The following is a 25,931-nucleotide window of genomic DNA, read 5'->3' on the forward strand; positions in this document are numbered from 1 at the left end:
CAGTGGTAGTATTCGGCTGGGGTATATCCGATGGGTTTGAACCAGAAGGGTGATTTTCACGTGATGGAAACGGAAACGTCGTGGGGGCATAAATGGTTCAACGGGAGACAACTCACCGTGAGACATTGGCGTATATTGAAGAAATGCTGCAAGAACTCGTCAAAATGGCAAGGACAACCGATAGTCATCTTCTGGTCTATCTGATGGATATGGCACTGCAGGAAGCGCGAGACAATCAACATAGCTATATATATGACTGACTTTAAAAATGTTGCTCTTGCGGCATGAGAGCCACCTGATTGCCGGGATAGCGTAACAGCCTCCCGGCAAGATCAAGTTCCAGCAAAATCAGTTGTGCTGAACCAGCACTGATGCCGACATGCCTGACCAAAGCGTCCACATCAATCGGCACAGGGCCAAGCGCGTCGACCATAAGATCGCGCTCCATGTCTGTAGTGATCGGCTGCAGCACGGCCGGTTCTTCATCAAGCTGGTTCAGGAGATCAGTCTGTATCGGATTGGGTACAGTGCTGCCGTCCGGCATGAGTGGTGCCAGAGATTCGATCACGTCGTCCGCACCCGTAACGAGTGTCGCACCCTGCTTGAGGAGGGCGTTTGTACCGCGAGCGCGCGGATCAAGCGGAGAGCCCGGCACGGCAAAAACCGTTCGCCCCATTTCGCCAGCCATCCGCGCGCTGATAAGCGAGCCGGAGCGTTCAGCCGCTTCAATGACAATCAGGCCCAACGACAGCCCTGCAATAATTCGATTGCGTCGTGGAAAATCTCGCGCGCGGGGCTCTGCACCCATCGGCATTTCTGTAATCAGTGCGCCGCCGTTTTCGGGAATTGCGCGATAGATTGGCAGATTTTCAGGTGGGTAGGGCCGGTCGAGACCGCCAGCCAGAACTGCAATCGTGCCACTTGCCATGCTGGCCTTATGGGCCGCTGCATCGATGCCGCGTGCCAGTCCTGAAACGATGGCGAATCCGGCATCACCCAGATCGCGCGCAAGTTTTTCGGTGAAACGTGCACCAACGACTGAGGCATTGCGCGAACCGACGATTGCTACGGGCGGTTTGCGAAACACATTCGCATCGCCCTTGATGGTGACCAGCGGTGGTGGTGCTTCACAGTTTTTCAGTTGCTGCGGATAGTCCGGCTCGCCCATGCCGACAAGGCGAGCTCCCATATGCTCAATGGCTTCAAGCTCGCGCTCGGCATCGTCCAATGACGAAACGCGCACTGGCCGCGAGCCGCCGCCACGAATATTGAGATCGGGCAAGCGTTCGATTGCGTTGGCTGCAGAGCCGCAAAAGAGAATGAGATCGCGAAAGGCGACAGGACCGATGTTTTCGGTTCGGATAAGACGTAGCCAGTTAATCCGTTGGCGGTCGGAGAGGCGAATTCCAGTCTTCGAATTCGCGCCCTCTTTCATCCCTTTTTGCCGATCTTGCTTTCGGTGCCGCTCAGAAGTCGCGAAATATTGGCATGATGTTTGATGAAGATGATCACCGTCATGACAGCAAACAATGCTGCAATCGCAAGATCTCCACGCACGTAAAGTGCAATCGGGACAATGAGGGTCGCAACAAGAGCTGAAAGCGATGAATAGCGGGTCAGTAAGGCCGTGATGATCCAGGCGGCGATGAACACCAGCGCACCGGGCCAGGCAAGCCCAAGCAGGATACCGAGATAGGTCGCGACACCCTTGCCACCTTTGAAGCCGATCCAGACGGGGAAGAGGTGGCCGATAAAGGCACCAAACCCGGCTGCGATGGCAGCATATTCACCAAAGCGCGAGGCAATCAGCACGGCGACGGTGCCTTTAAACGCATCGAGAAGAAGCGTTGCAGCAGCGAGTTTCTTGTTGCCTGTGCGCAAAACGTTGGTTGCGCCAATATTGCCGGAACCGATTGAACGCACATCGCCCAGCCCTGCAAGCCGCGTCAGGATAAGCCCGAAGGGAATGGAACCAAGGATATAGCCGAATATCAGCGTGCCGAGCGTCACCAAATTGACCATGCCTGTTTCGGCCATGAAACTCCCCATATCTTCTTTATTAAATCAATTGAGAAGAAAAGCCGCCTAAAAGCAAGACGGCTTTTCTAAAATTTGTGAGAGCTGCCAGAAAAGCCTAAGGCATTATTCTGGATGCTTATTTAAGCGATTGCTAAGCTGTGTAAACGGTTTTGCCACCAACTATAGTGCGGTTCACACGCCCCTGGAAGCGAGCACCCTCAAAGCAGCTGTTCTTCGAGCGCGAATGCAGATCCTGCTCGCGAACGACCCACGGCTCGTCGAGATCAACGATGGCAAGGTCAGCTTTTGCACCCGGCTTGAGCGTTCCGGCATCAAGGCCGAAAATACGCGCGGGTGCAGTCGAAAGCACTTCCGTAAGACGCAGCAAAGGAATGCTGTCATTGTGGTAGAGGCGAAGAGCTGCCGCGAGCAGCGTTTCCAGGCCAATGGCACCGGCTTCTGCATCTGCAAAGGGAAGACGCTTGGTGTCGACATCCTGCGGATCATGGGCAGAAACGACAATATCAATTGTTCCATTCCTGACTGCTTCAACCATCGCCAGACGATCTTCCTCGCTGCGCAGAGGCGGCGAAAGACGAAAGAATGTCCTGAACTCGCCAATATCGTTTTCGTTGAGTGACAGGTGGTTGATGGAAACGCCGGCAGTGACTTTCGTGCCGAGTTCTTTTGAGCGGCGCAAAGCATCGGCAGACATGGCACAGGAAATCTGGGCTGCGTGATATTTGCTTCTGGTCAATGCGGCGAGCCGCAGGTCGCGTTCGAGCGGGATGACTTCAGCTTCACGTGGGCTGCCGGACAGACCGAGCCAGCTTGCGAACAAGCCTTCATTCATCACGCCATTTGCGCCGAGATAGGGATCGCGGGTTTCGCAGGCAATGACCGCGTCAAAGTCACGGGCATAGGTCAGTGCTCGGCGCATCAACTGTGTGTTGGCAATCGTGTGACGGCCTTCGGTGAATGCAACGGCTCCCGCATTGCGAAGCAGACCGATCTCGGTCATTTCTTCGCCATGCAGTCCCTTGGTAATGGCTGCTGCCGGATGGACATTGACGATGGCCGTATCGCGCGCCGTACGCTTGACGAATTCAACAAGCGCAACATCATCGATGACCGGATCTGTATCGGGCATCATGATGATGGAGGTGACACCACCGGCTGCCGCCGCACGGCTTGCAGAAGCGATGGTTTCGCGATGTTCGGCACCGGGTTCACCGATGAAAACACGCGAGTCAACCAGACCGGGCAGGATTGCCATGCCGTTGAGATCAACGATTTCCGCGCCTTCTGGAGCGCCCTGATTGCGCGCATCGGCACCACTTGCGACAATCTTGCCATCCTGGATGAGCAAGCTGCCGTTTTCGTCCAGCCCGCGAGAAGGGTCAACGATGCGGGCATTTTCAAACAGGACCGCGCTCATGCTCGTTCTCCGGTGCTCGATTGGCTACGTCGGGGATCAAGCAGCGCTTCCATGACCGCCATACGAACGGCCACGCCCATTTCAACCTGCTGCTGGATCATGCTTTGTGGACCATCGGCAATGTCGGAGGCGATTTCAACGCCGCGGTTCATCGGGCCGGGATGCATGACGAGAGCATCAGGCTTTGCATATTTGAGCTTTTCGGTGTCGAGCCCATAAAAATGGAAATATTCGCGCACCGAAGGCACGAAGGAACCGGCCATACGCTCGCGTTGAAGGCGCAACATCATGACGACATCAGCGTCTTTCAAGCCTTCTTCCATGGTATTGTAAACTTCGACACTCATATCAGCGATGCCAGCGGGCAGCAGCGTCGAAGGAGCAACAACACGAACGCGTGCTCCGAGTGCATTGAGAAGAAGGATATTGGAGCGTGCAACGCGCGAGTGAAGTACATCGCCGCATATCGCAACGATAAGGTTTCCGATTTCGCCCTTGGCGCGACGGATGGTGAGCGCATCAAGCAGTGCCTGGGTCGGATGCTCATGGGCACCGTCGCCTGCATTGACGACTGCACAGCCGACTTTTTGCGCAAGCAGTGCCGCAGCACCGGCCGAAGCATGGCGAATGACCAGAATATCGGGCTGCATGGCGTTGAGCGTCATGGCCGTATCGATCAGCGTTTCGCCTTTTTTGACCGACGAATTGCCGACGGACATATTCATCACGTCAGCGCCCAGCCGTTTTCCAGCCAGTTCGAACGAAGATTGCGTTCGCGTCGATGCTTCAAAGAAGAGGTTGATTTGCGTGCGACCGCGCAGCACGGACTTTTTCTTTTCTGGCTGTCTTGAAACAGCGACTTCCTGATCAGCAAGATCAAGAAGGCAAAGAATGTCCAGGGGCGATAGCCCCTTGATGCCAAGCAGGTGGCGGTGAGGGAATAGCGGAGAGACCGTTTGGTTTGTCATGGCAAGTCACCCGTATAGAGCTGCGAAAGCTGGACCGCAACCGCCCTTATAATGGCTTTGGTCGATTCACAAAGAAAAACCTGTATTCTTTTGGGTGGAAATTGCACGTCCGTTGGAAAATGTTAGGAAATTGGAATGCATGAGGGCATAAATTGAATTCTGTCCCCGCTCTAATTCTAGAGTGGTTCCAGTTAAGACTGAATCGCTGAAATCGCTCTAACTACTTGTTCTTACGCATTTGCCTCACGCAAAACCGCTTCGCACTTTTGGCTCAAATGCTCTAACCAAACGGATAAGCCTGTGAAAACTCACGAAGTCACCAACCAGACACCGTCCATGACGGGCACCAATGCATATCTGGGCGATCCGCTTCTGATACAAATCGCAGCGCGTTTTCCGAAAGAGCTTCATACCGATCTGGAGAATACCGGACGTTTTGTCTTGTCGGCGGAAGCGCAGGATCTCGCACGGCTTGCAAATACCGAATTGCCGAAACTGCGTACGCATGACCGGCAGGGACGACGTGTCGATCTTGTTGAATATCATCCCGCTTACCATGCCTTGATGCGCCGTTCGATTGCGCAAGGGCTGCATTGCTCGATCTGGGAGGCCAATCCTCTTGAGACAGGTCGCCGTCATCAGGCACGTGCCGCGCGTTTTTATCTGACAGCGCAGCTTGAAGCCGGACATCTTTGTCCACTGACGATGACGAATGCATCGCTTGCCGCCGTGATGGCGTCGTCCGAACTATACAAGGAATGGTCGCCACAGGTTCTGTCGCGCAAATATGATTCTTCGCAAAAGCCTGCATTCAACAAGCAGGGCATCACGCTCGGCATGGGCATGACCGAAAAGCAGGGCGGCACAGATGTGCGTGCCAATACGACCCGTGCTGAACGCAAAGAGGATGGCACTTACACACTGAGCGGACACAAATGGTTTATGTCGGCTCCAATGTCCGATGCATTTCTCGTGCTGGCTCAAGCGGAAGAGGGCCTTTCATGCTTCCTGTTGCCACGTTTGACCAACGAAGCCGCTGGAAATGGCTTCTTCTTCCAGCGCCTGAAAGACAAACTGGGCAATAAATCCAACGCTTCCGCAGAAGTCGAATTTGACGGTGCTATCGGCCATCTTGTCGGAAATCCCGGCGAGGGCGTGAAGACCATTATGGATATGGTAACGTTGACCCGGCTTGATTGTGCGGTTGCCTCCGCTGGTTTGATGCGTTCAGGCCTGGCTGAAGCCGTTCATCATGCGCGTCATCGGGTAGTGTTCGATAAACCATTGATCGAACAGCCGCTCATGAGCCGCGTTTTGGCTGATATGGCGCTTGATGTTGCAGGTGCGACGGCACTTTCCATGCGCCTTGCGCGTGCTTTCGATATGGCCGCAAGTGACCGGGCGGAAGCCGCTTTTGCCCGCTGTATGACACCGGTTGTCAAATATTGGGTCTGCAAGATCGCGCCGTCACTGCTTTATGAAGCCATGGAATGCCTTGGTGGCAATGGTTACATTGAGGAGGGCAATCTCGCCCGCGCCTATCGTGAAGCTCCTGTCAACGCGATCTGGGAAGGCTCGGGCAATGTGATGGCGCTCGATGTAGCCCGGGTGCTGTCACGCGCACCGTCGCTTTTCGATGAAGTGCTGGACTGGATCAGCGAACAACTGGGTGTGCGTGGGCAGGGCACCATCGATGTGCTTCAGGCTGCATTGCAGCTGACTGAAACCGATCAGGGCGTCGCGCGTCTGCTAACGGAACAACTCGCCTACGCTGCTGCTGCCGCCGAATTGCGTAATCTTGGTGCAGACGACATTGCGGATGCTTTCATTGAAACCCGGCTCGGTGGGCAGTGGCGCTCGACTTATGGCATGCTCGACGCGCGCCACAATGCCAATCGGATTCTCGATCAGCTCTATCCAGAGAGCAGCTGATGAAAGGCTACGCCGGATTGGTTTGTTGCCCGCACTGAGAACAGAACCGGCTATCAGATGACAACATAGTCTGGCATCTGGAGCAGGTCTGCTCGTTTGGTTTTGCAAAGGCGGAACCGCACTTCGAACAATATGATGCTGAGGCGTCAGCGCCGAAATTGCATGCCAGACAGGCCTTCAGTTGTGGCGTTGGTTGTGCCTGCTGATTTTCCCATGGAGAATAACTGCCATGTTTGGAGCCGTGACGTTTGCCATGCCCATAACCATTTCCATGGTTCGTTCCATTTCTATAATCATTATGTCCATTGCTCATAGTGCCGACATATCGGCGCATAAAATTTTGTAAAAAACTCATAAATTTATCTCGTAAAATACGTAACTATTTTGCGAGTCTAAATCCTCTAGTGACTAGAGGAGCAAGTGAAATCATTTATTTTTTAGTTTTTTCTGCCGACCATTAATTTGTGGACTGTCGGTTATCCGAACCACTATTCGGGATTGTTCTCGTGTCTTTGACGATCAAGCAGGTGAAGGCGATCCAGTGCGCCTTGCAGAATGAATGATGCAGCGGCTGAATCGATACGTTCGGCCCGCTTGCCGCGTGAGACATCCATGCCAATCAGTGCGCGTTCGGCAGCAACTGTCGAGAGCCGTTCGTCCCAGAATACGAATGGCAGATCGGTGAGTGGTTGCATGGTCCGTACAAATGCGCGTGTTGCCTGAACGCGTGGGCCCGCAGTGCCGTCCATGTTCATCGGCAGGCCGATAATGATGACGCCAACTTTGTCGGCTTCGAGCGCTTTGAGCAGCACCTGTGCATCGATTGTGAACTTGGCACGTTTGATAACAGGTCGAGGATTGGCAAAGGACAGGCCAAGATCGGAAACGGCAAGGCCAATGGTTTTGGTGCCAAGATCAAGCCCGGCAATGGTCTGGCCAGATTGCAGAATTTCCAAAACGTCTTCGATTTCAACGACGGCCATTGTTCCTCTTTGGGTTCCTCATAGCATTTTGATCAGGCGTCATATTGCCTGAAACTTCATTCGCGTAATATCTGTTTTAAAACTGAAAATCGAGCCGCAAGGAGTACTGCAATGAAAATCACCTGGTTGGGCCACGCAGCCTATCGTGTTGAAACGGACAAAGCGGTCATTCTGATCGATCCATTCATCAATGGAAACCCTGGCGCCAAAGGCATCGATTTTAAAGAAGCAACGCAGGGTGTCACGCATATTACGCTGACCCATGGTCATGGCGACCATATCGGCGATACAGTCGAAATCGCCAAAGAGCATGGTGCAACGGTTATCGCAAACCCTGAAATAACTGGCTGGCTCGGTCGCCAGGGCCTTGAAAATTTCAGCATGGGCAATACCGGCGGCACGATTGTTCGCGACGGCTTCAGCGTGACGTTTGTTAACGCGTTGCATTCTTCTGCACTGATGACTGAAGATGGCATCACGCAATCAATGGGCAATCCGAACGGCCTGGTGTTCCATTTCGAAAATGCGCCGACACTATATCATATGGGTGACACGGATATTTTCTCCGACATGGCTCTCATCAATGAACTGCATCAGCCAGAAATCGGCATCGTGCCGGTTGGTGATCGCTTCACCATGGGTGGCGCTGTTGCCGCACTCGCCTGCCAGCGCTATTTCAACTTCAAGACCGTATTGCCGTGCCATTACGGCTCGTTCCCGTTCATTGAAAAGACAGCAGACAAATTCGTTGCGGCAATGGCCGACCACAAGGAAACAAAGGTGCTGGTGGCTGAACCCGGCACTGTTCACAGTTTCTAACTGCGGATGGAAGCGCAAGAAATGTTGCGCTTCCCCACCCGCACCGTTATAGCCGGTAAAAGAACCTTTTCGGGGCAGCCTCATGCTGTCCTACTCAAGCATTTGCGGAGAACAGGATGTCCGTCGATATTTCCACCGTCAAGCGCGTTGCGCATCTCGCGCGAATCGCTGTCAGTGAAGATGAAGCTGCACGCATGACCGGTGAACTCAATGCAATTCTGGGCTTTGTCGAGCAGTTGAACGAAGTTGATATTGAAGGTGTTGAGCCGATGACTTCGGTGACGCCGATGAAGATGCGCCTGCGTGAAGATGCAGTGACGGATGGTAATATCGCCAATGCCGTTGTTGCCAATGCGCCTGTAACCGAAGACAATTTCTTCGTGGTGCCAAAGGTCGTGGAGTAAGTCGATGGTCGTTCGGGTTTCCGTCGAGACCCCACTGCAGGACGATGTGCGCGATCTGGTTGAAGCGCTGAATGCGCATATGCTGCCGCTTTCGCCTCTCGAGTTCCAGTTCAAGATGACTGTCGAACAGATGGCAGAGGCGAATACTACGGTTTTCGTCGCACGAGATGAGAACGGCAAGGCTGTTGGTTGTGGTGCGTTGAAAATGCATGACAACGGTGTGGGTGAACTCAAGCGCATGTTCACTCGCCCGGAAGTCCGCGGCAAGCGTGTCGGTTCACTTCTTGTCGACGCGATTGTCGAGCTGGCAAGAGCCAGGGGCATTTCGCGTTTGGTCCTTGAAACGGGCACTGGCCCCGGCTTCGATGGCGCCTGGCGGCTTTATGAGAATTCGGGTTTTGTGCGCTGTGGTGTGGTTCTGGATTATCCGGACTCCGAATACAGCGCCTTTTTTGAAAAGCGTCTCGTTGAGGCGTGACTTTACAGGATTTGACGATGAGCGAACTGACCGCACTGACCATTGCCGAAGCGCGCGACAAGCTGAAGGCCAAGGCATTTACCGCGACTGAACTCACAGATGCCTATATTGCGGCTATTGATTCCGCCAATGACAAGCTCAATGCCTATGTCGCTGTGACGCCTGAAAAGGCGCGCGAAATGGCAAAGGCTTCCGATGCGCGTATCGCTGAAGGCAAAGCCGGTGCGCTCGAAGGTATTCCGCTTGGCGTGAAAGATCTGTTTGCGACCAAGGGCGTTCACACGCAGGCTTGTTCGCATGTTCTTGATGGCTTCAAGCCGGAATATGAATCGACCGTAACAGCCAATCTCTGGGCAGACGGCGCTGTCATGCTGGGCAAGCTCAACATGGACGAATTTGCCATGGGCTCGTCCAATGAAAGCTCCTATTACGGTCCTGTGAAAAACCCATGGCGTGCGAATGGCTCGGACGTCGATCTGGTGCCGGGCGGCTCTTCGGGTGGTTCGTCGGCAGCAGTTGCGGCGCATCTTTGCGCAGGCGCTACGGCAACCGATACGGGCGGCTCGATCCGCCAGCCCGCAGCTTTCACCGGCACTGTCGGCATCAAGCCGACCTATGGCCGCGTTTCGCGCTGGGGCACAGTTGCTTATGCATCGTCGCTTGATCAGGCTGGCCCGATTGCGCGCGATGTGCGCGACGCAGCGATCCTGCTCAGGTCCATGGCATCGCTTGATCTGAAAGATACGACCTCGGTTGATCTGCCGGTGCCGGATTACGAAGCAGCTATCGGCAAGTCCCTGAAGGGTCTCAAGATCGGTATTCCGAACGAATATCGCATGGATGGTATGCCGGAGGAAATCGAAGCGCTCTGGCAGAAGGGCGTCCAATATCTGAAAGATGCGGGTGCAGAAATCGTCGATGTTTCGCTGCCGCACACCAAATACGCACTTGCCGCCTATTATATCGTTGCGCCTGCAGAAGCTTCGTCCAACCTCGCACGATATGACGGTGTGCGCTACGGTCTGCGCGTACCGGGCAAAGATATTGCCGATATGTACGAACAGAGCCGCGCCGCAGGCTTTGGCAAGGAAGTGAAGCGCCGTATCCTGACCGGAACCTATGTTCTGTCGGCTGGCTATTACGACGCCTATTATCTGCGCGCGCAGAAGGTTCGCACGCTGATCAAGAAAGACTTTGAAAATGTCTTTGCAAGCGGCGTTCATGCAATCCTGACACCTGTAACGCCGTCTGCTGCGTTCAGCATTGGCGACAAGGAACTGGCGAACGATCCGGTCAAGATGTATCTCAACGACATCTTCACCATTACGCTCAACATGGCCGGTCTGCCGGGCATTGCTGTTCCTGCGGGTCTTAACGATCAGGGCCTGCCGCTTGGCTTGCAGCTGATTGGTCGTCCGTTTGAGGAAGAAACCTTGTTCCAGGCAGCCAGTGCGATCGAGCAGGCAGCCGGACGCTTTACCCCGAAGAAATGGTGGTAGAATCTGAAGTTCTCATTCGCCGGGCAGAAATGTCCGGCGAGTTTGTTTTTATGGCTGAACTAGCCGTTCGTGCATGGCAAACTGCGGCGCGAGACATTGAGCTGACGGATGAAAGTCGGTCTGTGCTTAAAGCGAAATTCCTGCGTGATCTGAACGAGAATGCAGATGGCGTTCTGGTAGCATCGCTAGACGGTGAGATTTGCGGTTGGGGCGCACGCGTCCCGCGTTCCAATTATATTTCCGATCTCTGGGTTAATCCCGCCCATCATGGCCAGGGATTGGGTGGCGCATTGCTTGGCGCGCTGATGGCACAGATTGTTCTCGATGGTTTTGCGGAAGCCGAAATCGGCACTCATGCCGATAATTTTCCAGCAATCGGGCTTTATGAAAAAGCAGGGTTCAGGACCTATCACCGCAGCGAAGAATGGTCCGAGAGCTTTGGCTGCAATGTCGATAAAGTCAGAATGCAGGTAAAGCTCTAAAGCATGTCGCCCAAAAGTGGGAACCGGTTTTGGGATAAAGACATGCTTGAAAACAATGACTTAAAGCGTGTCACATGGATATGATAAAATGCGACACGCTCTAAGCGGGCATTGCCATTTCAAGACGCGCTCCTATCCTCTTCTATAGCAACTATTTTCAGGAGGAGGGGCACATGTGGATCATGCTTACGGATGTCAGTGGCGAACGGGTTGCGGTGAATTTCAACCACGTTCTTTCCTATAACGCATATGGGATGGGAACCCGCATCGTAACGTTGAGCACGGACCTCACGTTTTTTGTTAAAGAATCCACCGAAGAGATTGAGAGCAGGCTTGGGATTGATGTGAAAAGTTGATCTTTTTACAGAGAAACGGCAGCTCATCGTTGATGAGTTGCCGTCTGTATTTTCACGTATTGCTCCGATTGAACCCGATCAGATGTCGAGCTCTTCCACGAAGGCCGCACGATCCTGAATGAAGCGGAAGCGGGCTTCCGGCTTTGTGCCCATCAGATCATCGACCGTGTTGCGCGTCTCATCAATATAGTCTTCATCGACGTGTACCCGCAGAAGCGTGCGTTTCTTGGGATCCATGGTCGTTTCTTTGAGCTGCTCAGCGCGCATCTCGCCAAGACCTTTGAAGCGACCGATTTCAATCTTGCCGCGTCCGGTGAACAGCGTGCGAAGCAATTCGTCCTTATGCGCATCATCGCGCGCATAAGCGACTTTACCGCCTTGGCTCAAACGATAAAGCGGCGGTACGGCGAGATAGAGATGGCCGTTACGAATGAGGTCCGGCATCTCCTGATAGAAGAATGTAATCAGAAGCGATGCGATATGTGCGCCATCCACGTCAGCATCGGTCATGACGATGACGCGATCATAGCGAAGGTCATCTTCGCGATAATTCTTGCGCGTACCGCTACCAAGTGCCTGCACGAGATCGGCAATCTGCTGGTTTGCGGTCAGCTTTTCGCGGCCTGCACTCGCTACGTTCAGAATTTTGCCGCGCAGTGGCAGGATCGCCTGATTGGAGCGATTGCGCGCCTGTTTCGCCGAACCACCGGCCGAGTCACCCTCGACGATGAATAGTTCGGCACCAGCCGCCGCGTTCTGCGTACAGTCGGCAAGCTTGCCGGGAAGGCGCAGCTTGCGCGTAGCACTTTTGCGGACAGTTTCCTTTTCCTGACGACGGCGCAGGCGCTCTTCCGCACGATCGACAACCCAGTCGAGCAAGCGTGAAGCTTCCTGTGGCGAAGCTGTAAGCCAGTGGTCAAACGGATCGCGGATGACATTTTCCACGATACGCTGCGCCTCAACAGTCGCAAGCTTGTCTTTGGTCTGTCCGACGAATTCAGGTTCGCGAATGAAAACCGACATCATGGCAGCCGCTGAAATCATCACGTCATCGGTGGTGATGATTGAAGCGCGTTTGTTGTTGGTCAACTCTGCATAGGCTTTCAGGCCACGGGTCAAAGCAATGCGTAAGCCTGCTTCGTGCGTGCCGCCATCGCCGGTCGGGATCGTATTACAGTAGGAGTTGACGAAGCCGTCGCCGCCATACCACGATACAGCCCATTCAACTGCACCATGCCCGCCTTGTTTTTCAGTGCGGCCTGCAAAAATCTCGCGCGTAACCTGATGTTCTTTACCCAGCGACGCAGAAAGATAATCTTTCAGGCCACCTGGGAAATGGAATACGGCCTTTTCGGGCGTTTCTTTTTTCGGGTCGAGAAGAGCCGGGTCGCAGCTCCAGCGGATTTCCACGCCGCCAAACAGATAGGCTTTCGACCGCGCCATGCGATAAAGCCGGTGCGGATCGAAATGGGCGCTTTTGCCAAAAATATCCGGGTCTGGATGGAAGCGGACACGCGTGCCGCGACGGTTATGCACCTCGCCTGCATCTTCCAGACCACCCTGCGGAATGCCACGCGAAAAACGCTGGCGATAGAGGCGGCGATTGCGTGCGACTTCGACTTCCAGAACATCGGAAAGGGCGTTGACCACCGAAACACCCACGCCATGCAGACCGCCGGAGGTTTCATAGGCTTTGCCGTCAAACTTGCCGCCCGCATGTAGCTTTGTCATGATGACTTCAAGCGTGGATTTTCCCGGAACCTGCGGGTGCTCATCCACCGGAATACCGCGACCATTGTCGCTAACAGTCAGGAAACCTTCTGCATCGAGACTGACTTCAATGAAGTTGGCGTGGCCTGCAACCGCTTCGTCCATCGAGTTATCGATGACTTCAGCAAAAAGGTGATGCAGAGCCTTTTCGTCCGTGCCGCCAATATACATGCCGGGGCGCAAACGGACCGGCTCCAAGCCTTCAAGGACACGAATGGATGACGCGTTATAATCATCGCTTCCCGACGAGACGGGTGGTGCCTTGGTAGCAACAGGCGCAGGTTTTGAGGCAGATGGCAACGGTGTCGCTGCCGGCTGCGCAACAGGTCGAGGGGCGGGAGCCTTTTCAGACTGTCGCTCCTGCACCCGTTCGCGGGCATTGTTGACTACTCTGGAAAAGAGATCGTTATCGTCCATCTTTGTCCGAAAAGCTTTCTGTCTGAATCTACGAGGGCAGCGTCATGCACGCTTAAGCCGAAAATAGTCTGTCTGCGAATCATATAGATGATGCCACGGGAATTCACGAAAGGCGACTAAAGTTCGCCTTACGTTCTGCTTTTGCCGGGCTTTATCAAAGGGTTTTATTCGTCCGCAACGGGATTTGCACCAGAAACATGGCGAAAGTCAAACCGCACGCTTTTCTGAGGCTGATTAAGATGGAAACGAAGAGTCCATTCGCGTAAGCGCAATGCGTGGTGAGAAAATTGCGAGTGGTGAAATGCAGGGCAGTGCGACAGTTGGCGTAGAAGCGCATGTAAAGGGCATGGCAATCATGGTGCTCTCGGTGTTGCTGCTGCCGCTTATGGATGCCATCGGCAAGTGGCTTGCCATGATGGATAATATGCCGCCTGCAACAGTCACCTTTATGCGATTTTTCATCCAGTCCGTGCTGATGTTTCTGGTGTTGATTATCATGGGCGGCTTCACAGCTTTGCGCACGACGCATCTTACCGGCAATCTGGTTCGCGGTGCCCTGATGGGGTTTGGTGGCACATGCTTTTTCACGGCGGTCAAATATATGCCCCTGGCCGATGCCATGGCGGTGTTCTTCGCCGAACCACTGATCCTGACGCTGCTTTCTGCTGTGTTTCTGAAAGAAAAGGTTGGCTGGCGCCGTTTTAGTGCCGTCGGCATCGGGCTGATCGGTACGATGATCGTCATCCAGCCGAGCTTTGAGATTTTCGGGGCGGTATCACTGCTGCCCTTGGCGACCGCTGTCACCTTTGCAATCTATCTGATCCTGAATCGCAAATATGGCGCTAAGGAAAGCCCTGTCGTCATGCAACTCTATGCAGGCATCGGCGGTGCTTTTCTTGCAGGTCTGGCTATGGTGCTTGGCACGGCGATCGGCGTCGAGGATCTGACTTTCGCGCTGCCGCACAGCCCGCAACCATGGTTGTTGTTGCTTCTGCTTGGCACGATTGGCACCGTCAGTCATCTGCTGGTCGTGCAGGCGTTCAAGCTTGCGCCCGCATCGATGCTTGCGCCATTCCAGTATCTTGAAATCGTCAATGCAGTGCTGGTCGGACTGATTGTCTTCGGTGATTTTCCAACGCCGTCGAAATGGTTCGGCATCTTTATCATCGTCGGATCGGGCTTCTATGTCTTCATGCGTGAGAGGCGCGTGAAGTCCGTCTAGATCATTTCCGGATTAAGTTGAATCATCAGAAATGCTCTAATTTCCCTTTGTCTGACGAGGGCCGAAAACGCTTTCGAAGGCCTTGCCGAGTGCGACATCCACGTCGCCCATCGTCACTGGAAGCCCCAGATCGACCAGACTGGTAACGCCATATTCGGCGATGCCACAAGGAACGATGCCGCCGAAATGTTCGAGTTCCGGCTCGACATTGATTGCAATGCCGTGGAAACTGACCCAGCGACGCAGCCGAATGCCGATAGCCGCGATCTTGTCTTCGCACATGCCGCCATTGGCAAGTGGCGGCTTTTCAGGGCGCACAACCCATACGCCAACGCGATCTGCGCGTCGTTCACCCCTGATGTTGAATTGCGCAAGCGTCTCGACGATCCATTGTTCAAGCGCCGTTACAAACGCGCGCACATCTTCACGGCGTCGTTTGAGGTCGAGCATGATATAAGCCACGCGCTGGCCGGGACCATGATAGGTGTATTCGCCGCCACGCCCGGTGTTAAAGACCGGAAAACGATCAGGTGTCAGCAGATCTTCTGCATGGGCACTCGTGCCAGCCGTATAAAGCGAAGGGTGCTCAACGAGCCAGACAAGCTCATTTGCCGTACCTTCGCGAATGGCCTGAACGCGCGCTTCCATGAAGGCAAGCGCCTCTTCATAATCGGTCAATCCCTCAGCAATCAGCCATTCAACTGCCGGAGCATCCGCAGTCAGAGGCAGGAAATGCGTTCCACCGGATGCTGTATCGCGCGTGGAGGATAATGGTTCGTCCGTGCGGGCGGTGAAATGGGGGGAGGAGCTATCGTTCATGATAGCAGCATATGGCGCTTTTTCTGCGCCTCTGCCAGATGGCAAAATGCCTCTGTGCATTGCCGTCGAGCAAACTCAGGCGATCAATTGACCTGATTTCATCTTGTGGTCGAACCCAGGAAACACGTCGGAGGTGATCGGTGCCAGAACATTGATTTTCAGACCTGAAGCGGCGAAATCAATATCGCATCGTGCTTTCAGTTCTTCCGCCAACACAAGGCGTAACAAGCGCTGGCCGAAACCACGGTGTGACGGGCGCGTGACAGACGGTCCGTTTGTTTCTATCCAGCGCATCTGGAATTTCTTTTGACCCTGATCATCGACGACGTCCCAGTTGAAATCGATGCTGCCGTGTTCATTGGATAGAGCGCCATATTTGACGGCGTTGGTCGCAAGCTCATATAGCCCCAGTGAAAGTGACACTGTCACGCGGTCACTCACGAACAACGAAGGGCCGCTCATGCGGATGCGGTTGCCGAATGTTCTGTTGAACGGAGCCAGCGCCATATTGGATATTTGCGTGATGGTCGCGCCGCCCCAGTCTTCCTGAAGCAACATATCATGTGCTTGGGCGAGCGCATGCAGACGCTCGTTGAAGAGCTGACTTGCCTGCTCAGAATTGCTGGCATTGCGCAATGTCTGGTTAGCAATGGATTGCACCATCGCCATCGAATTCTTGAAGCGATGAGAAATCTCGCGGGTTACGAGGGCTTTGTCGGCTTCGGTTTGCTTGCGTTCAGTGACATCCAACATTACGCCAAGCAATGTCGGGTTTTCACCGAGCAGAGCTTTTGCGCGTGTTTCCACCCATATGGTTTCGCCGGCTCTGTTTACGATCCGATATTCCATGGAATAGGGTTCGCCGGTCGCGAAGGCCTCTTCAGTTTGCTGCAGCACTGCCATTCTGTCTTCCAGCACCACCATGTCGATGATCTGGTCAAAATGGATATGTTCGCTTTCCTCGAACCCAAAAATGCGACGGCATTCAGCTGAACCCGTGACGTTGCCGGTCTTCATATCACGGGTCCAATAGCCGATATTGGCAACATCTACGATGTAATCGAGGTGGTTCTGACGGCGTTTGGTTTCGTTGGATAACGAGTCTCGCTCTTGTTGAAGTTCGACAAGCCGTTTGAGCTCAAGCGTGACATCAAGCTGAGTTGAGACAAAATGCTGAAGCGCGCCATCAGGGCCTTTGACTGGTGAAATATGCAGTCTGTTCCAGAAAGCCTCGCCAGATTTCTTGTAGTTCAATATGTCGACATCGATGGATGTTTCCGCCGTCAAAGCGGCTCGGATTTTCGCCACATGCTCGGGAGACGTTCCCACGCCTTGCAGAAACCTGCAATTTTTCCCGATGATTTCATCTGGCAGATAGCCTGTCAGTTGCAGGAAGGCCTTGTTCGCATAGACGATTGGGTTGTCCAACAAGCGTGGATCGGTGATCAGCATCGGCGTCGGCGTATGTTCCACCGCAGCCAGAAATGGATTGGCCTCTTTTGACATCAAGTCCGAGGCGAAATTGCTGGCCGATTCTAATTCAGTTGACACGACACCCCCAACGCACACACGCCGTTACAACTCATTTTAGAAGGTTGTAAAGTTAGCTGATAATGGCAGCAATTGCGAATAAAATCACATTTATTCCTGCTGGGTAGAGTTTGACGTTTGAATCCCGACCAATGCAAATGCTATTTCATACGTCAGGTTCGAAAAATGCACTCGCTATCATGACACCGGATCGGCACCAGGCTGGTTTTGCATTAATTATGTTTGCGCTGAGCTCAGGCCCATCACTTGCCAGATATATAGGGTGCTATATATTCTTGGCTGTCATTCAGCACACGTTCATCTAACATCGACCATGATGTGTGCAGTTGAACTGGAGAACAAGATGATTAACACCTTGAAAAAAATGATGGTTGGCTTAATCGGCGCAACTTTTATGATCGGTGCGATGGCGCCAGTTTCTGCTGCTCCGGTCTTGCTCACTGCTCAGGTGGCTGGCAGCGATAACGTCGTTCCGGTTCGGAATGACCGTTGGGATCGCCGTGGTCACGGCAATTGGAATGGTCATCGTCCGGGTCGTCCAGGTTGGAATGGCCATCGCCCAGGTCGTCCGGGCTGGAACGGCAATCATCGCCCGCGCCCAGGTTATTGGAACGGTCATCGCGGCTATAACCACTATCGCAATGGCTACCGTCGTCACAATGATGGCTGGTGGTATCCACTGGCAGCCTTCGGCGCTGGTGCAATTATCGGCGGTGCGATTGCACAGCCTGCGCCTCAGCCGGTTTATCGTTATAGCAACAACCACGTTCAGTGGTGCTATAACCGCTACAAGTCCTACCGTGCTTCGGACAATACGTTCCAGCCTTACAACGGTCCGCGTCAGCAGTGCTATTCGCCTTACCGTTGATAAATTAAGCTTTCGGAAAACAGCCGCCTCAAAAGGGCGGCTGTTTTTTGTTTGGAGGTAATTCGTAGATGCTCCAAATATTTGTTTTAACGCTCATCTTTGTCCGAAAACCGTTTCACACTTTTCGGGATGCGCTCTAACCGCCGCGCTGGTCGTATCCTTCAACGTCTTCGCCGGTCATCTTATGATGCAGATACTGCTTGAGCCGACTGATCTGATCTTCGCTCCAGCCATCGACATCTGCGACTTCAATCCATGCATCTACATAGTGTTCCGGCGCATAAACATGACCGTAACCCAACGGTGTTGTGGTCGCGAAAGCCATATCCAACGCGAGCTGTAACATCGTAACCACCGGATACCACCGCAATTGCGGTGAAACATCGAATCCGCGTGGAGCGTTCATCCACTCCGGCTGGCGATAGAATGCGTGACTGTCAAAGAAGACCACGGCGTCGCTCGCATATTGCAAATAGACGATACGAAGCGGCCCCCACCGGTTACCGTTGCCAGGAGCTTCTCCTTTTTGGTTCATGAAACGGGCAAAAGAGCCGTCCCGGAAAACAGGCAGCCATTCTGGAGAGCCCGCATTTCGGTCCCGTGTGATCTGTTTCCAGTCACGGCTCGGGAAGGGTGGTCCACTCCATAATGCTCCGTTGATCGGATCTGCCAGCATTTCAAACAGGGCAATGGATTTTTCGGAGTTCATTGCACCGAGGCTGAGGCCATAGAGATACAAGCGCGGACGCTGGTCTTTCGGCAGGGTTTTCCAGTAGTTATAAACCGTTGTAAACAGTGCACGTGAGGCTTCCGCTCCATATTCGGGCTGGAAAAGCAGCGAAAGCGGGCTGTTGAGATAGGAGTATTGCATAGCAATGCTGGCAACATCGCCATCATGAAGAAATTCAAGGCCATCCATTGCCGCCGGATCAACCCAACCCGTACCTGTCGGCGTGATGATGACAAGGATCGAACGGTCAAACCCGTTTTGGCGCTTAAGTTCTTCAAGGGCGCGTTCTGCACGCTGCCTGGGCTGATCGGCCACATTCAGGCCGGCATAGACCCGGATAGGGTCCACAGCCTGACGCCCTGTGAATGACGAGATTTCGTCAGCAGTTGGCCCTGATGCTACAAATTCACGACCGGCACGTCCCAGTTCTTGCCATTTCAGGAGAGACGCGGCGCTTCCGGTTTTATCAGCCGCGACGGGTTGCGGACGATCTGGCTCAATCAATGCGTCAAACTCACGGAACGAGCGATCAAGCACCTCAAATGTTGATTGAATAAGAAGGCCGTTCGCAATCGTCCAGATCAGGGCGACGGTCAGCGCTATCCCCACGACATTGGCCACTCTTCGTGGCACAACGCGGTATATTTTTGCTGAAATGTAGTGCCCAAGCCAGATGAGCGCGCGCGTCAACAGCAACAGGATCAGAAAGGTAACGATAGCCAATCCACAGACGCTTGCGGGATAAGCGCTTGGCACAGGCTCCATGCCCATTACAGATCGCACCGAGTTCTGCCAGCCAGCGGACAGGTAAAGTGCTGCTATCGCAACGGCCAGACAAATAAGCCCGACGACCAGATTAACGCGGCTGCGTAAACGGTCGTGAGGTTCAGGCAATTCAAGGTAGTGCCAGATCCAACGCCAAAAAACGCCAAGACCATATCCAGAACCAAATGCCACGCCGCACAAGATACCTTGCATCACATATGTTCGTGGAACGAGGCTCGGTGTCAGAGCTGCTGCGAAAAGCAGAGTACCCAGTGCCAGCCCGATGCCGGAAAGGGAATGTCTGAAACGAAAAACGGCTTTGGCGACAAATGACATGAAAAACCGAAACGTTGGAATGAGTTACGCAGAGTAGCCTACAGTATCATTTCGACAACCGGAATCGATTTCTGGAATCATTTAGGCTCTTTGTAACGGCTATTGAGCGGCGCGATTCTATCTTTTCGGCACGCAACAGATCAAATTCTTTGCCAAAAAGACGAATTCAAGCGTGGCGATTTCATCGACAAGCCCTGTGGGCTCGGAGTTTCGATCAATTGGCGCTGATTTTTTGAATTTATGTTGGAGAAACTTGATTTTATGGTGTTGACCAATGCGAAAGCCGCCCTTATGTTCCGCCGCACTTCCAGGGACGATTTGTTCCTCTAGGGAGCGCGTAGCTCAGCCGGTAGAGCAACTGACTTTTAATCAGTAGGTCCAGGGTTCGAATCCCTGCGCGCTCACCAAAAATCTTCAACGATATCAATTGTTTGATTTTGGTGTGGCAGCTTTAGCCATGTGCCGTAAGATTCCATTTTCTACACTGTTTATCACTGTTTTTAAGGTGTAGCGGGGAGTCCACGACACATGGTTTGGCACATGACACATGGATTAAGCGGCCTGATTTGATTCCAGATTTTCCATCCATTTTTTGAGGCTTGATTTGCGGGCAGCAACCGTACCAGCCAGTTTGAAACTGGGAATCGTTTGGCTGTAAACGAGGTGGTAGACTTGTCGCCGGGTGACGCCTAAATATTTTGCGATCGCCAACGCACCCATCAGCAAATCAGCTTCGTTGTCGTTTTCATGCTGCATATTGATTCCCTCATTATTTGATTTGCTCACGCGTCACCGCCTTTCAGGGCTTGGCGATACGCTTCATAGCCTTTTTCCCATGCGTCCCTTGTGCGTTGATCTTCTTCATCAAATCGTCTGAATTCGAATTTCCACTTCCCCATTTCTCTAAGAACAATGCGCCCGAATGAAATTCGAAAAATCCCTGCGAAAATAACTCCTGCTGCAAATTCAATCATTCGCTATGCTCCCCTAGTGGGACAAGCATCATTTTTTCGATGCTGTAGCCGCGTTTGCGCAACCCACGCCAGCCGCCCATTTGTGTGTCTTCGTTTGCCCAAGCAACAACTTCTCGGCGGTGACCGTTCGCAGTAGACGCTATCGGCCATCCGCCCGGCATGACCATCACGAAAACTTCCGCCGACCGGATTTGCGCTACTTTACTCGCCATGGCTGGCATCTTTCTTCCGCAAATCTCTCGGCTTGAATTCGTCGGTGATGTAACCGTCATGCAGAAGGGTGATGCACGGCTCAAGGCGATTTGATCCGTAAACCCGTCTCAATTCGATCCCGATAATCACGCCTTCAAAGCGGTCAAAGTCCTCCGTCGCATCGCTGATGACTTCATCACCAATATTGAAGCGCTTTAGATCTGGGATATCTATCAAGCAGTTTTCCGGATCGATGCGAACACCCCAGCGTGGCCCGTCCAGCTTGGATAGTCTGTCAATGAGGTCGGTCATTTGTCCATATCCCTGTGAAGTTCGCGTTGGGCGAAAAGCAGAAGAAATCCAGCGCCGACGAGCCATTTCAGGTCGGCATTCGGGGCCAGTGCGAACATAATTGTTAGGCCCAGAAACACGGCGGTTATGGTTGCGCCTAGTATCAATCTCAACATGACGGCTTCCCTCCCAGCACGGCGCGGGCAATGGCTCCGCAATCAGACCACAACGCTCCCATGCCGCCAGTCAACGGTGCAGGGTACTTGTGAACGTCGCCATAAAACTCCAACGCCTTCCGAGCCGCCGATAGTTGGGTTTCGAGGGCTTCGGCTTTCGCTTCGGCGTTTTCGGCACGGCAAAGATAAGCCCCACCTTTCTCGCTATCTCCTATGCGGTCACGACGCTTTTCCGTCAGGGCGTGCTCCAACTCCTTAACCCACGCAGTCAGCGCCGCGTTGTCGGCTTCGAGAAGCTTTAAGCCATGGTCTTTTACGACAATCGCGGCGTGCAGGTCCGCAATGATGGTCTCGGCCTGCGAGCGGGTGACGAGTTCGCGGGTTTCTTTCTTGTCATATGCTTTGCATTCATCTGCGGTCCAATCAGACGGCAAATTATCCCAATGGCCATTTCGAGGTATTTGATACTGGTAAGCCACTGTCTCCAACCCTTCGACCGGCGCGGCAGGGCTGGTGTACGACAGAACACAGATACCATCAGGCAGACCGTAGCCGCGCTGAATATGGCTGATTGTGCGATCCATCGTTTGATCGTCAGTGCATGTCAGGCGAACGGTATCACCAACATTAAAGCCCCGGTCATCGTTTCGGACTTCGGCAGTCTTCGCGCCTGATAGCAGATCAGCAAATGGGATAGTGTCAATCTTGAGATCATGCGTCTGCATCGCTGCCTCCTGTCGGGCGGGGATAAAATTGCTCTTGCTTGCCGCACTTAGTGCAGCGATAGCCATTACCGGGAACAAGGGCTTGGAAGCGGGTCATCTTCCAATCATGGCGACAAAACCGCTGACGGATTTTAGTGAGTAGCTTACTCATTCCGGCGCTCCCGGTGAGGCTGGGAGGGCTTCAAAGCGACCATCGTAGAATTCGTAAGTAGGTCTAGCCCAATACTGACCATCCTCGCCGCGATAGATGACGATACGCTCATTATCAAAAGGTGCGCTTGCCTGAAGTCTGCCTACAGTAATGACCTGATATGTCGAACCACGCTTCTTGTGTCGATGTGTCGGCAACCAGCCATCCGCTACAGGCTGAGACGAAAGGGCGCGAATGGCGGCGCCAAGCCTGATATCGTGATCAGCGATTATCTCTGCTACTTCCCAAGCTTTTCTGTTGGAAAGGCTCTCAATGAACTCGCTGTTGATTGCCGTGCTTCGCCCTTCAATTATCAAGGCCGCACTGTTCAACAGTCCGCCTTCCTCCAACGCCTTAGCACGCGGGGATGGTTCCTTATACGATCCGTCTTCGTTCTTCGATTGAGCTGCTAAATCAGCCCCCTGTGGATAACTATTAGCAAAGGGCTCAAGCGCCGACAGGATGCGAGCCTCATAGTCGGCCTGTGCTGCGGATTTGGCGGCTACGAGGGTGTCAGCTTCGCACACAATATTATCTGGGTGACTTGTTGCGCCTAACGTTCTGACAAGAAATCTCAGCTTGTGTTTAGGAGACTGCTGGAAAATACGATAACCGATAGTGCCTGCCGCCGCTTTAAATGTGCTGCCAGCCGCGCTTAAACCGCTCTCTTCCTGCCACTCCAGCGCCTTCACCTTCACCCCCGTAAGGAAAGGCAGGGCGGCTGTGAGGGCGGAGAGCATGTAGTCTTCGGTTATTTCGTGCCCGTTTTCAATGACTTCTAACGCCGCCTGTACGACCTGCTCACTGACAAGCATAATGCACCTCATCACCAACGACGACGGCCCGACCTGTTGCCGCCAGACGGCGAGCAACGGGCAGGGGAATCCCAGCGCTTCCAACAGAGGCCCGGCCTATGCGCTGCGGGCCGAGCCGCAATGCGTTTAAGTAAGCAGCGTCGATACGGCTGCCGCGTATGTCTGGGGCGCGTACTTCCATCACGCCGCCCTCCGCTTAAAAGGACGTCGATTGTCGTTGGCTGGCCGGATGCGGCGCATACGGATCTTCTCGCCCGTTTTGCGTGATACATCATATGCAATGTCTTTGATTGTTGCGGCGGTTGTCGGGTCGCTCACGCGATACCAACGGGCGATCGACAGGATTGCTGCTGCAGTCGTACCCTGAGCAATGAACTCGTCGGCGGTAAGGATGTGCGTCTGTCTGTTCGACATGAATAAGTGCTCCTCGTGTGGTGGTGGTTGGTAGAAAGGACGGGCGACCCGACAATGGGCTACGGATGGGTGCTGGCCCGCCTAAATTCTTTAAGCGGCAAGCGCAGGCGCACGACGCCATTCAAGATACAGATGCTTGATCAGGCGCTTTTCGGTGTAACGATGGGCGCGCATGGCCGCATGCATCTTGTATGACTCTTTGCCCTTGTCGGATTCAGTGACAGGCAAGCCGAGCTTCTCCGATTCATATCGCGCGCGTTCTGCATAAACTTGCTGGTAGTAAGTCAGTTCGCGATTGCAGCGCACATCTTCGCCAAAGGATGGGCGCCATTTGCCCATGCCGCCGATCACGTGCTGACGTGCATTCCAGCTCACCGAGCGCCGCTGGCGGTTATAGCCGTGCGCAATCCAGTCGTCGGCAGTCGCACTCTTGCCGGGGTTGCCCTGACGGTTGCCGTCGATCACGGCAAGGCCGAGACGCTTCCAAACAGCGCTCACCGATTTATATGTGCCGATGTCTCCGCATTCGCCGACGATCGTGGCGAAGGAAATATCGCCGAAGCCTTTCACGCTCTTTACCCAATTGTAGATGGGGAGGCGCTTAGCTGCCTTCACAAGGCTCTTTTCATAAGCTGCACGCTGTTCGTCTAGCGGCTTTCCTGCCATGAGGTAAGGTGCGACATAGCTGTGCAACTCGTGCGCAGGATCGGCGGCGATTGTTTTGTAAAGTGACTCGGTGCGCTTCCGTGCCTTTTCCTTCGCCTCTTCGTTGGTGAAGTCATCGTCTGACTGGAACATAAAGCGGATCGCCGCTTGACCTTGTAAGGAGAGCTTTGTTTGCGCTCTGATCATATCCTGACGCAAGCGGTGCAGTGTGACGATTTCAGCGACCGTGGCTGCGATTTCGTGCGTTGGCTCATAAGGCGCGAGTGGCAAATGTCCTGACGACCATTCGGCCAATGAGTTGTGGCCAATTGATGCTGCCGCAATAGCGGCTGGATTAAGGTCTGTGTGGATGTTCATGGTGTTGTTCCTCGTGTGCGGGCGCTTCTGGGGTGGGTTACGTCGTAGTCTAGGCCCGGAGTTTGAAAGGGGTGCAGATGGGCGCCGTGCCGTTGGGTTACGCGCTCCTAATGGCCTATCTGTAGTAGAAAAAGGGTGGGGGCGGCGTTCTGTTTATGGTTTACGAGAAAGGCCCGGCCGCCCTTTAACTGTTAAACCTCGCTGGATTCAGCGTCGGATTTCATGCGCTCAAGATCTGCGGGCGATACAGCGTCACCAATCTTCTTGCTTCCAGCGGCTGATCCAACCGCGAGCAAGAACCGAGCATTGCGAACAGCAGTCGCGCCTTTTGAGAGTTCAATTTCGGCGTGGTTATGGATTTCCGTACCCGTCCAATCGCGCAGAGGCTTGGTTAGCCCGCCGATTGTGTAAGGGAGCTCCATCAATACCGATTTGATTGCCGCCCCCGCTTGACGGAGGCGGACTTGCGCTGCTTTCGCACCGGCAGACATGCGATGCGGCGCTTTAATAAATGGCTCGCTAACACTTGATGCGCGCTCGCGAAAAATGGCCGCGCGCTGTGTCTGAGGAACTTCGTTCAGAAGCTTGCGCGCTCCGATGCGCAGAAGCTCATCACGGTAACTGTTGATGTTGGACGCATAGTTTGCCAGCATTTCAGATGCGTGGTTCATATCGCCATCAGCCTTTGCTAGCATGTCCTGTGCAATCTGTTGCAGACCGACAGGCTTTGCTCCGGTAATTCTTCTTGCGGCTACGTTCATCTCATTCTCCTCATGTGGTTGCGGTTAAGGTGCCGAACAGTGGCGCGCGTTGTCTGGGTTACGCCTATTTTCTGGCCGCCGTTCGGTATTAGGTTGGCAAGTGCGGCACGAGAATCGTGGGTTTCGACTTTTTATTGGCCGTACTTGCCTATTGGTGGTGAGGACGGGCGGCAGTCCGCCGGGTTTCGCGATTATGGTGGCCCGTCCTCATGCCCCGAAGGGCGAAACTATGTGGCTGACCGGCGCGATGGTTATGGGTTTCGGCACCCTTCAGGCCGGTCAGCCTTTCCCTTGCGGGATTTGGTATGCAGGGCGGCGGTGGAATTTTGGATTACATCCGACATTAGGCCACCCTGCATATTCGTTTTGCGTCGCTATTCAGCGCCACTGTGATTGTTGGACGGGCGCAATTATGATGGGTTGCGATCTATGCTTGGCCCGTCCTCGCCGTTAGGCGAATTGGTGTTTTGCAGGAAGGCGATAACGCGGTGGGTTACGTGGTTCTTACGGTCTT

30 protein-coding genes and 1 tRNA gene are annotated in these 25,931 nt (G+C 53.8%); 10 read left to right on the forward strand and 21 right to left on the reverse strand.

Annotated elements, in window-relative coordinates; genetic code table 11:
- Positions 1 to 262 precede the first annotated feature (262 nt).
- From dprA to ACSME1_RS15865, 4 genes are all read right to left on the reverse strand, one after another.
- Positions 263 to 1,435 carry a DNA-processing protein DprA gene (gene dprA, locus ACSME1_RS15850; protein ID WP_105707585.1) on the reverse strand — a complete coding sequence of 391 codons (1,173 nt, stop codon included), beginning with the start codon at positions 1,433 to 1,435 and terminating at the stop codon, positions 263 to 265.
- Positions 1,432 to 2,037, reverse strand: coding sequence for a glycerol-3-phosphate 1-O-acyltransferase PlsY (plsY, locus tag ACSME1_RS15855; RefSeq protein ID WP_100557222.1), 606 nt, complete (start codon positions 2,035 to 2,037; stop codon positions 1,432 to 1,434). The genes dprA and plsY overlap by 4 nt, the downstream gene beginning before the upstream one ends.
- Before the next feature lie 133 nt (positions 2,038 to 2,170).
- A complete protein-coding gene (locus tag ACSME1_RS15860; protein WP_024900234.1) occupies positions 2,171 to 3,457 on the reverse strand; it encodes a dihydroorotase in 1,287 nt (428 codons plus the stop codon).
- The gene (locus tag ACSME1_RS15865) at positions 3,454 to 4,425 is read right to left on the reverse strand and encodes an aspartate carbamoyltransferase catalytic subunit (protein WP_024900235.1); all 972 of its coding nucleotides are present in this window, start codon (positions 4,423 to 4,425) and stop codon (positions 3,454 to 3,456) included. The genes ACSME1_RS15860 and ACSME1_RS15865 overlap by 4 nt, the downstream gene beginning before the upstream one ends.
- Before the next feature lie 300 nt (positions 4,426 to 4,725).
- Here ACSME1_RS15865 and ACSME1_RS15870 point away from each other — a divergent pair, with 300 nt between their 5' ends.
- Positions 4,726 to 6,357, forward strand: a complete 1,632-nt coding sequence (locus ACSME1_RS15870) for an acyl-CoA dehydrogenase family protein (RefSeq protein WP_105707587.1) — start codon at positions 4,726 to 4,728, stop codon at positions 6,355 to 6,357.
- Between the two features lie 7 nt (positions 6,358 to 6,364).
- Here the strand turns inward: ACSME1_RS15870 and ACSME1_RS15875 are convergent, their stop codons facing one another.
- On the reverse strand, positions 6,365 to 6,712 hold the full coding sequence (locus ACSME1_RS15875; protein WP_105707589.1) for a zinc ribbon domain-containing protein: 348 nt from the start codon (positions 6,710 to 6,712) through the stop codon (positions 6,365 to 6,367).
- A gap of 133 nt (positions 6,713 to 6,845) precedes the next feature.
- Entirely contained in the window at positions 6,846 to 7,340 is a 495-nt protein-coding gene (gene ruvX / locus ACSME1_RS15880) for a Holliday junction resolvase RuvX (RefSeq protein WP_100557219.1), read from the reverse strand.
- 111 nt (positions 7,341 to 7,451) lie between these two features.
- Between ruvX and ACSME1_RS15885 the strand changes: the two genes are divergently transcribed.
- From ACSME1_RS15885 to ACSME1_RS15910, 6 genes are all read left to right on the forward strand, one after another.
- The gene (locus tag ACSME1_RS15885; protein WP_024900238.1) at positions 7,452 to 8,159 is read left to right on the forward strand and encodes a metal-dependent hydrolase; all 708 of its coding nucleotides are present in this window, start codon (positions 7,452 to 7,454) and stop codon (positions 8,157 to 8,159) included.
- 116 nt (positions 8,160 to 8,275) lie between these two features.
- On the forward strand, positions 8,276 to 8,563 hold the full coding sequence (gene gatC, locus ACSME1_RS15890) for an Asp-tRNA(Asn)/Glu-tRNA(Gln) amidotransferase subunit GatC (protein WP_024900239.1): 288 nt from the start codon (positions 8,276 to 8,278) through the stop codon (positions 8,561 to 8,563).
- Positions 8,564 to 8,567: 4 nt separating this feature from the next.
- Positions 8,568 to 9,041, forward strand: a complete 474-nt coding sequence (locus tag ACSME1_RS15895; RefSeq protein WP_105534717.1) for a GNAT family N-acetyltransferase — start codon at positions 8,568 to 8,570, stop codon at positions 9,039 to 9,041.
- A gap of 17 nt (positions 9,042 to 9,058) precedes the next feature.
- Positions 9,059 to 10,540 (forward strand): Asp-tRNA(Asn)/Glu-tRNA(Gln) amidotransferase subunit GatA, encoded by a 1,482-nt coding sequence (gene gatA, locus ACSME1_RS15900; RefSeq protein ID WP_100557216.1) that lies wholly within the window; start codon positions 9,059 to 9,061, stop codon positions 10,538 to 10,540.
- The gene (locus tag ACSME1_RS15905) at positions 10,531 to 11,022 is read left to right on the forward strand and encodes a GNAT family N-acetyltransferase (protein ID WP_105707593.1); all 492 of its coding nucleotides are present in this window, start codon (positions 10,531 to 10,533) and stop codon (positions 11,020 to 11,022) included. The genes gatA and ACSME1_RS15905 overlap by 10 nt, the downstream gene beginning before the upstream one ends.
- 173 nt (positions 11,023 to 11,195) lie before the next feature.
- On the forward strand, positions 11,196 to 11,378 hold the full coding sequence (locus tag ACSME1_RS15910) for a hypothetical protein (protein ID WP_100557214.1): 183 nt from the start codon (positions 11,196 to 11,198) through the stop codon (positions 11,376 to 11,378).
- Between the two features lie 78 nt (positions 11,379 to 11,456).
- Here ACSME1_RS15910 and parE read toward each other — a convergent pair whose 3' ends face one another.
- The gene (parE, locus tag ACSME1_RS15915) at positions 11,457 to 13,565 is read right to left on the reverse strand and encodes a DNA topoisomerase IV subunit B (protein WP_105707595.1); all 2,109 of its coding nucleotides are present in this window, start codon (positions 13,563 to 13,565) and stop codon (positions 11,457 to 11,459) included.
- 301 nt (positions 13,566 to 13,866) lie between these two features.
- On the opposite strand from parE, the gene ACSME1_RS15920 reads away from it, so the two are divergent.
- Positions 13,867 to 14,787, forward strand: a complete 921-nt coding sequence (locus ACSME1_RS15920; protein ID WP_024900244.1) for a DMT family transporter — start codon at positions 13,867 to 13,869, stop codon at positions 14,785 to 14,787.
- A gap of 36 nt (positions 14,788 to 14,823) precedes the next feature.
- Here ACSME1_RS15920 and lipB read toward each other — a convergent pair whose 3' ends face one another.
- Both lipB and ACSME1_RS15930 read right to left on the reverse strand, forming a co-directional pair.
- A complete protein-coding gene (gene lipB, locus ACSME1_RS15925) occupies positions 14,824 to 15,651 on the reverse strand; it encodes a lipoyl(octanoyl) transferase LipB (protein ID WP_105707616.1) in 828 nt (275 codons plus the stop codon).
- A gap of 30 nt (positions 15,652 to 15,681) precedes the next feature.
- A complete protein-coding gene (locus ACSME1_RS15930; protein ID WP_105534716.1) occupies positions 15,682 to 17,112 on the reverse strand; it encodes an HWE histidine kinase domain-containing protein in 1,431 nt (476 codons plus the stop codon).
- 388 nt (positions 17,113 to 17,500) lie between these two features.
- On the opposite strand from ACSME1_RS15930, the gene ACSME1_RS15935 reads away from it, so the two are divergent.
- Positions 17,501 to 18,025 (forward strand): BA14K family protein, encoded by a 525-nt coding sequence (locus tag ACSME1_RS15935; protein WP_100557211.1) that lies wholly within the window; start codon positions 17,501 to 17,503, stop codon positions 18,023 to 18,025.
- A 136-nt stretch (positions 18,026 to 18,161) separates the two neighbouring features.
- On the opposite strand, the gene ACSME1_RS15940 is transcribed toward ACSME1_RS15935, so the two are convergent.
- Positions 18,162 to 19,856 carry an alpha/beta hydrolase gene (locus ACSME1_RS15940; RefSeq protein WP_024900248.1) on the reverse strand — a complete coding sequence of 565 codons (1,695 nt, stop codon included), beginning with the start codon at positions 19,854 to 19,856 and terminating at the stop codon, positions 18,162 to 18,164.
- 331 nt (positions 19,857 to 20,187) lie between these two features.
- Here ACSME1_RS15940 and ACSME1_RS15945 point away from each other — a divergent pair.
- Positions 20,188 to 20,263 (forward strand) — tRNA-Lys (locus tag ACSME1_RS15945).
- Positions 20,264 to 20,408: 145 nt separating this feature from the next.
- On the opposite strand, the gene ACSME1_RS15950 is transcribed toward ACSME1_RS15945, so the two are convergent.
- From ACSME1_RS15950 to ACSME1_RS16000, 11 genes are all read right to left on the reverse strand, one after another.
- Positions 20,409 to 20,642, reverse strand: a complete 234-nt coding sequence (locus ACSME1_RS15950) for a helix-turn-helix domain-containing protein (protein WP_435654973.1) — start codon at positions 20,640 to 20,642, stop codon at positions 20,409 to 20,411.
- Positions 20,639 to 20,830: a hypothetical protein gene (locus tag ACSME1_RS15955; RefSeq protein ID WP_435654974.1), complete on the reverse strand. Its 192-nt coding sequence runs from the start codon at positions 20,828 to 20,830 to the stop codon at positions 20,639 to 20,641. Before ACSME1_RS15955 ends, ACSME1_RS15950 begins: the two co-directional genes overlap by 4 nt.
- Positions 20,827 to 21,042, reverse strand: coding sequence for a hypothetical protein (locus ACSME1_RS15960; RefSeq protein WP_435654975.1), 216 nt, complete (start codon positions 21,040 to 21,042; stop codon positions 20,827 to 20,829). Before ACSME1_RS15960 ends, ACSME1_RS15955 begins: the two co-directional genes overlap by 4 nt.
- Complete coding sequence (locus tag ACSME1_RS15965) at positions 21,032 to 21,334, reverse strand: hypothetical protein (RefSeq protein WP_435654976.1); 303 nt, start codon at positions 21,332 to 21,334, stop codon at positions 21,032 to 21,034. The genes ACSME1_RS15960 and ACSME1_RS15965 overlap by 11 nt, the downstream gene beginning before the upstream one ends.
- Entirely contained in the window at positions 21,331 to 21,489 is a 159-nt protein-coding gene (locus ACSME1_RS15970) for a hypothetical protein (protein ID WP_435654977.1), read from the reverse strand. Before ACSME1_RS15970 ends, ACSME1_RS15965 begins: the two co-directional genes overlap by 4 nt.
- Positions 21,483 to 22,214, reverse strand: coding sequence for a DUF3850 domain-containing protein (locus ACSME1_RS15975; RefSeq protein ID WP_435654978.1), 732 nt, complete (start codon positions 22,212 to 22,214; stop codon positions 21,483 to 21,485). Before ACSME1_RS15975 ends, ACSME1_RS15970 begins: the two co-directional genes overlap by 7 nt.
- A gap of 147 nt (positions 22,215 to 22,361) precedes the next feature.
- A complete protein-coding gene (locus tag ACSME1_RS15980) occupies positions 22,362 to 23,219 on the reverse strand; it encodes a hypothetical protein (RefSeq protein WP_435654979.1) in 858 nt (285 codons plus the stop codon).
- The gene (locus tag ACSME1_RS15985) at positions 23,206 to 23,400 is read right to left on the reverse strand and encodes a hypothetical protein (RefSeq protein ID WP_435654980.1); all 195 of its coding nucleotides are present in this window, start codon (positions 23,398 to 23,400) and stop codon (positions 23,206 to 23,208) included. The genes ACSME1_RS15980 and ACSME1_RS15985 overlap by 14 nt, the downstream gene beginning before the upstream one ends.
- Complete coding sequence (locus ACSME1_RS15990; protein ID WP_435654981.1) at positions 23,400 to 23,633, reverse strand: hypothetical protein; 234 nt, start codon at positions 23,631 to 23,633, stop codon at positions 23,400 to 23,402. The genes ACSME1_RS15985 and ACSME1_RS15990 overlap by 1 nt, the downstream gene beginning before the upstream one ends.
- A 90-nt stretch (positions 23,634 to 23,723) precedes the next feature.
- Positions 23,724 to 24,656 (reverse strand): hypothetical protein, encoded by a 933-nt coding sequence (locus ACSME1_RS15995; protein ID WP_435654982.1) that lies wholly within the window; start codon positions 24,654 to 24,656, stop codon positions 23,724 to 23,726.
- Positions 24,657 to 24,847: 191 nt separating this feature from the next.
- A complete protein-coding gene (locus tag ACSME1_RS16000; protein WP_435654983.1) occupies positions 24,848 to 25,417 on the reverse strand; it encodes a hypothetical protein in 570 nt (189 codons plus the stop codon).
- Positions 25,418 to 25,931: the final 514 nt, after the last annotated feature.

The sequence above is a fragment of the Brucella pituitosa genome, from assembly GCF_965577835.1.
GTDB classification, from domain to species: Bacteria; Pseudomonadota; Alphaproteobacteria; order Rhizobiales; family Rhizobiaceae; genus Brucella; species Brucella pituitosa.

Coding starts and splice junctions, on each gene's coding strand:
- dprA (WP_105707585.1), bottom strand. CDS start 1,435: ATGAAAGAGGGCGCGAATTCGAAGACTGGAATTCGCCTCTCCGACCGC.
- plsY (WP_100557222.1), bottom strand. CDS start 2,037: ATGGCCGAAACAGGCATGGTCAATTTGGTGACGCTCGGCACGCTGATA.
- ACSME1_RS15860 (WP_024900234.1), bottom strand. CDS start 3,457: ATGAGCGCGGTCCTGTTTGAAAATGCCCGCATCGTTGACCCTTCTCGC.
- ACSME1_RS15865 (WP_024900235.1), bottom strand. CDS start 4,425: ATGACAAACCAAACGGTCTCTCCGCTATTCCCTCACCGCCACCTGCTT.
- ACSME1_RS15875 (WP_105707589.1), bottom strand. CDS start 6,712: ATGAGTTTTTTACAAAATTTTATGCGCCGATATGTCGGCACTATGAGC.
- ruvX (WP_100557219.1), bottom strand. CDS start 7,340: ATGGCCGTCGTTGAAATCGAAGACGTTTTGGAAATTCTGCAATCTGGC.
- ACSME1_RS15885 (WP_024900238.1), top strand. CDS start 7,452: ATGAAAATCACCTGGTTGGGCCACGCAGCCTATCGTGTTGAAACGGAC.
- gatC (WP_024900239.1), top strand. CDS start 8,276: ATGTCCGTCGATATTTCCACCGTCAAGCGCGTTGCGCATCTCGCGCGA.
- ACSME1_RS15895 (WP_105534717.1), top strand. CDS start 8,568: ATGGTCGTTCGGGTTTCCGTCGAGACCCCACTGCAGGACGATGTGCGC.
- gatA (WP_100557216.1), top strand. CDS start 9,059: ATGAGCGAACTGACCGCACTGACCATTGCCGAAGCGCGCGACAAGCTG.
- ACSME1_RS15905 (WP_105707593.1), top strand. CDS start 10,531: ATGGTGGTAGAATCTGAAGTTCTCATTCGCCGGGCAGAAATGTCCGGC.
- ACSME1_RS15910 (WP_100557214.1), top strand. CDS start 11,196: ATGTGGATCATGCTTACGGATGTCAGTGGCGAACGGGTTGCGGTGAAT.
- parE (WP_105707595.1), bottom strand. CDS start 13,565: ATGGACGATAACGATCTCTTTTCCAGAGTAGTCAACAATGCCCGCGAA.
- ACSME1_RS15920 (WP_024900244.1), top strand. CDS start 13,867: ATGCAGGGCAGTGCGACAGTTGGCGTAGAAGCGCATGTAAAGGGCATG.
- ACSME1_RS15930 (WP_105534716.1), bottom strand. CDS start 17,112: ATGTCAAAAGAGGCCAATCCATTTCTGGCTGCGGTGGAACATACGCCG.
- ACSME1_RS15935 (WP_100557211.1), top strand. CDS start 17,501: ATGATTAACACCTTGAAAAAAATGATGGTTGGCTTAATCGGCGCAACT.
- ACSME1_RS15940 (WP_024900248.1), bottom strand. CDS start 19,856: ATGTCATTTGTCGCCAAAGCCGTTTTTCGTTTCAGACATTCCCTTTCC.
- ACSME1_RS15955 (WP_435654974.1), bottom strand. CDS start 20,830: ATGATTGAATTTGCAGCAGGAGTTATTTTCGCAGGGATTTTTCGAATT.
- ACSME1_RS15960 (WP_435654975.1), bottom strand. CDS start 21,042: ATGGCGAGTAAAGTAGCGCAAATCCGGTCGGCGGAAGTTTTCGTGATG.
- ACSME1_RS15965 (WP_435654976.1), bottom strand. CDS start 21,334: ATGACCGACCTCATTGACAGACTATCCAAGCTGGACGGGCCACGCTGG.
- ACSME1_RS15970 (WP_435654977.1), bottom strand. CDS start 21,489: ATGTTGAGATTGATACTAGGCGCAACCATAACCGCCGTGTTTCTGGGC.
- ACSME1_RS15975 (WP_435654978.1), bottom strand. CDS start 22,214: ATGCAGACGCATGATCTCAAGATTGACACTATCCCATTTGCTGATCTG.
- ACSME1_RS15980 (WP_435654979.1), bottom strand. CDS start 23,219: ATGCTTGTCAGTGAGCAGGTCGTACAGGCGGCGTTAGAAGTCATTGAA.
- ACSME1_RS15985 (WP_435654980.1), bottom strand. CDS start 23,400: ATGGAAGTACGCGCCCCAGACATACGCGGCAGCCGTATCGACGCTGCT.
- ACSME1_RS15990 (WP_435654981.1), bottom strand. CDS start 23,633: ATGTCGAACAGACAGACGCACATCCTTACCGCCGACGAGTTCATTGCT.
- ACSME1_RS15995 (WP_435654982.1), bottom strand. CDS start 24,656: ATGAACATCCACACAGACCTTAATCCAGCCGCTATTGCGGCAGCATCA.
- ACSME1_RS16000 (WP_435654983.1), bottom strand. CDS start 25,417: ATGAACGTAGCCGCAAGAAGAATTACCGGAGCAAAGCCTGTCGGTCTG.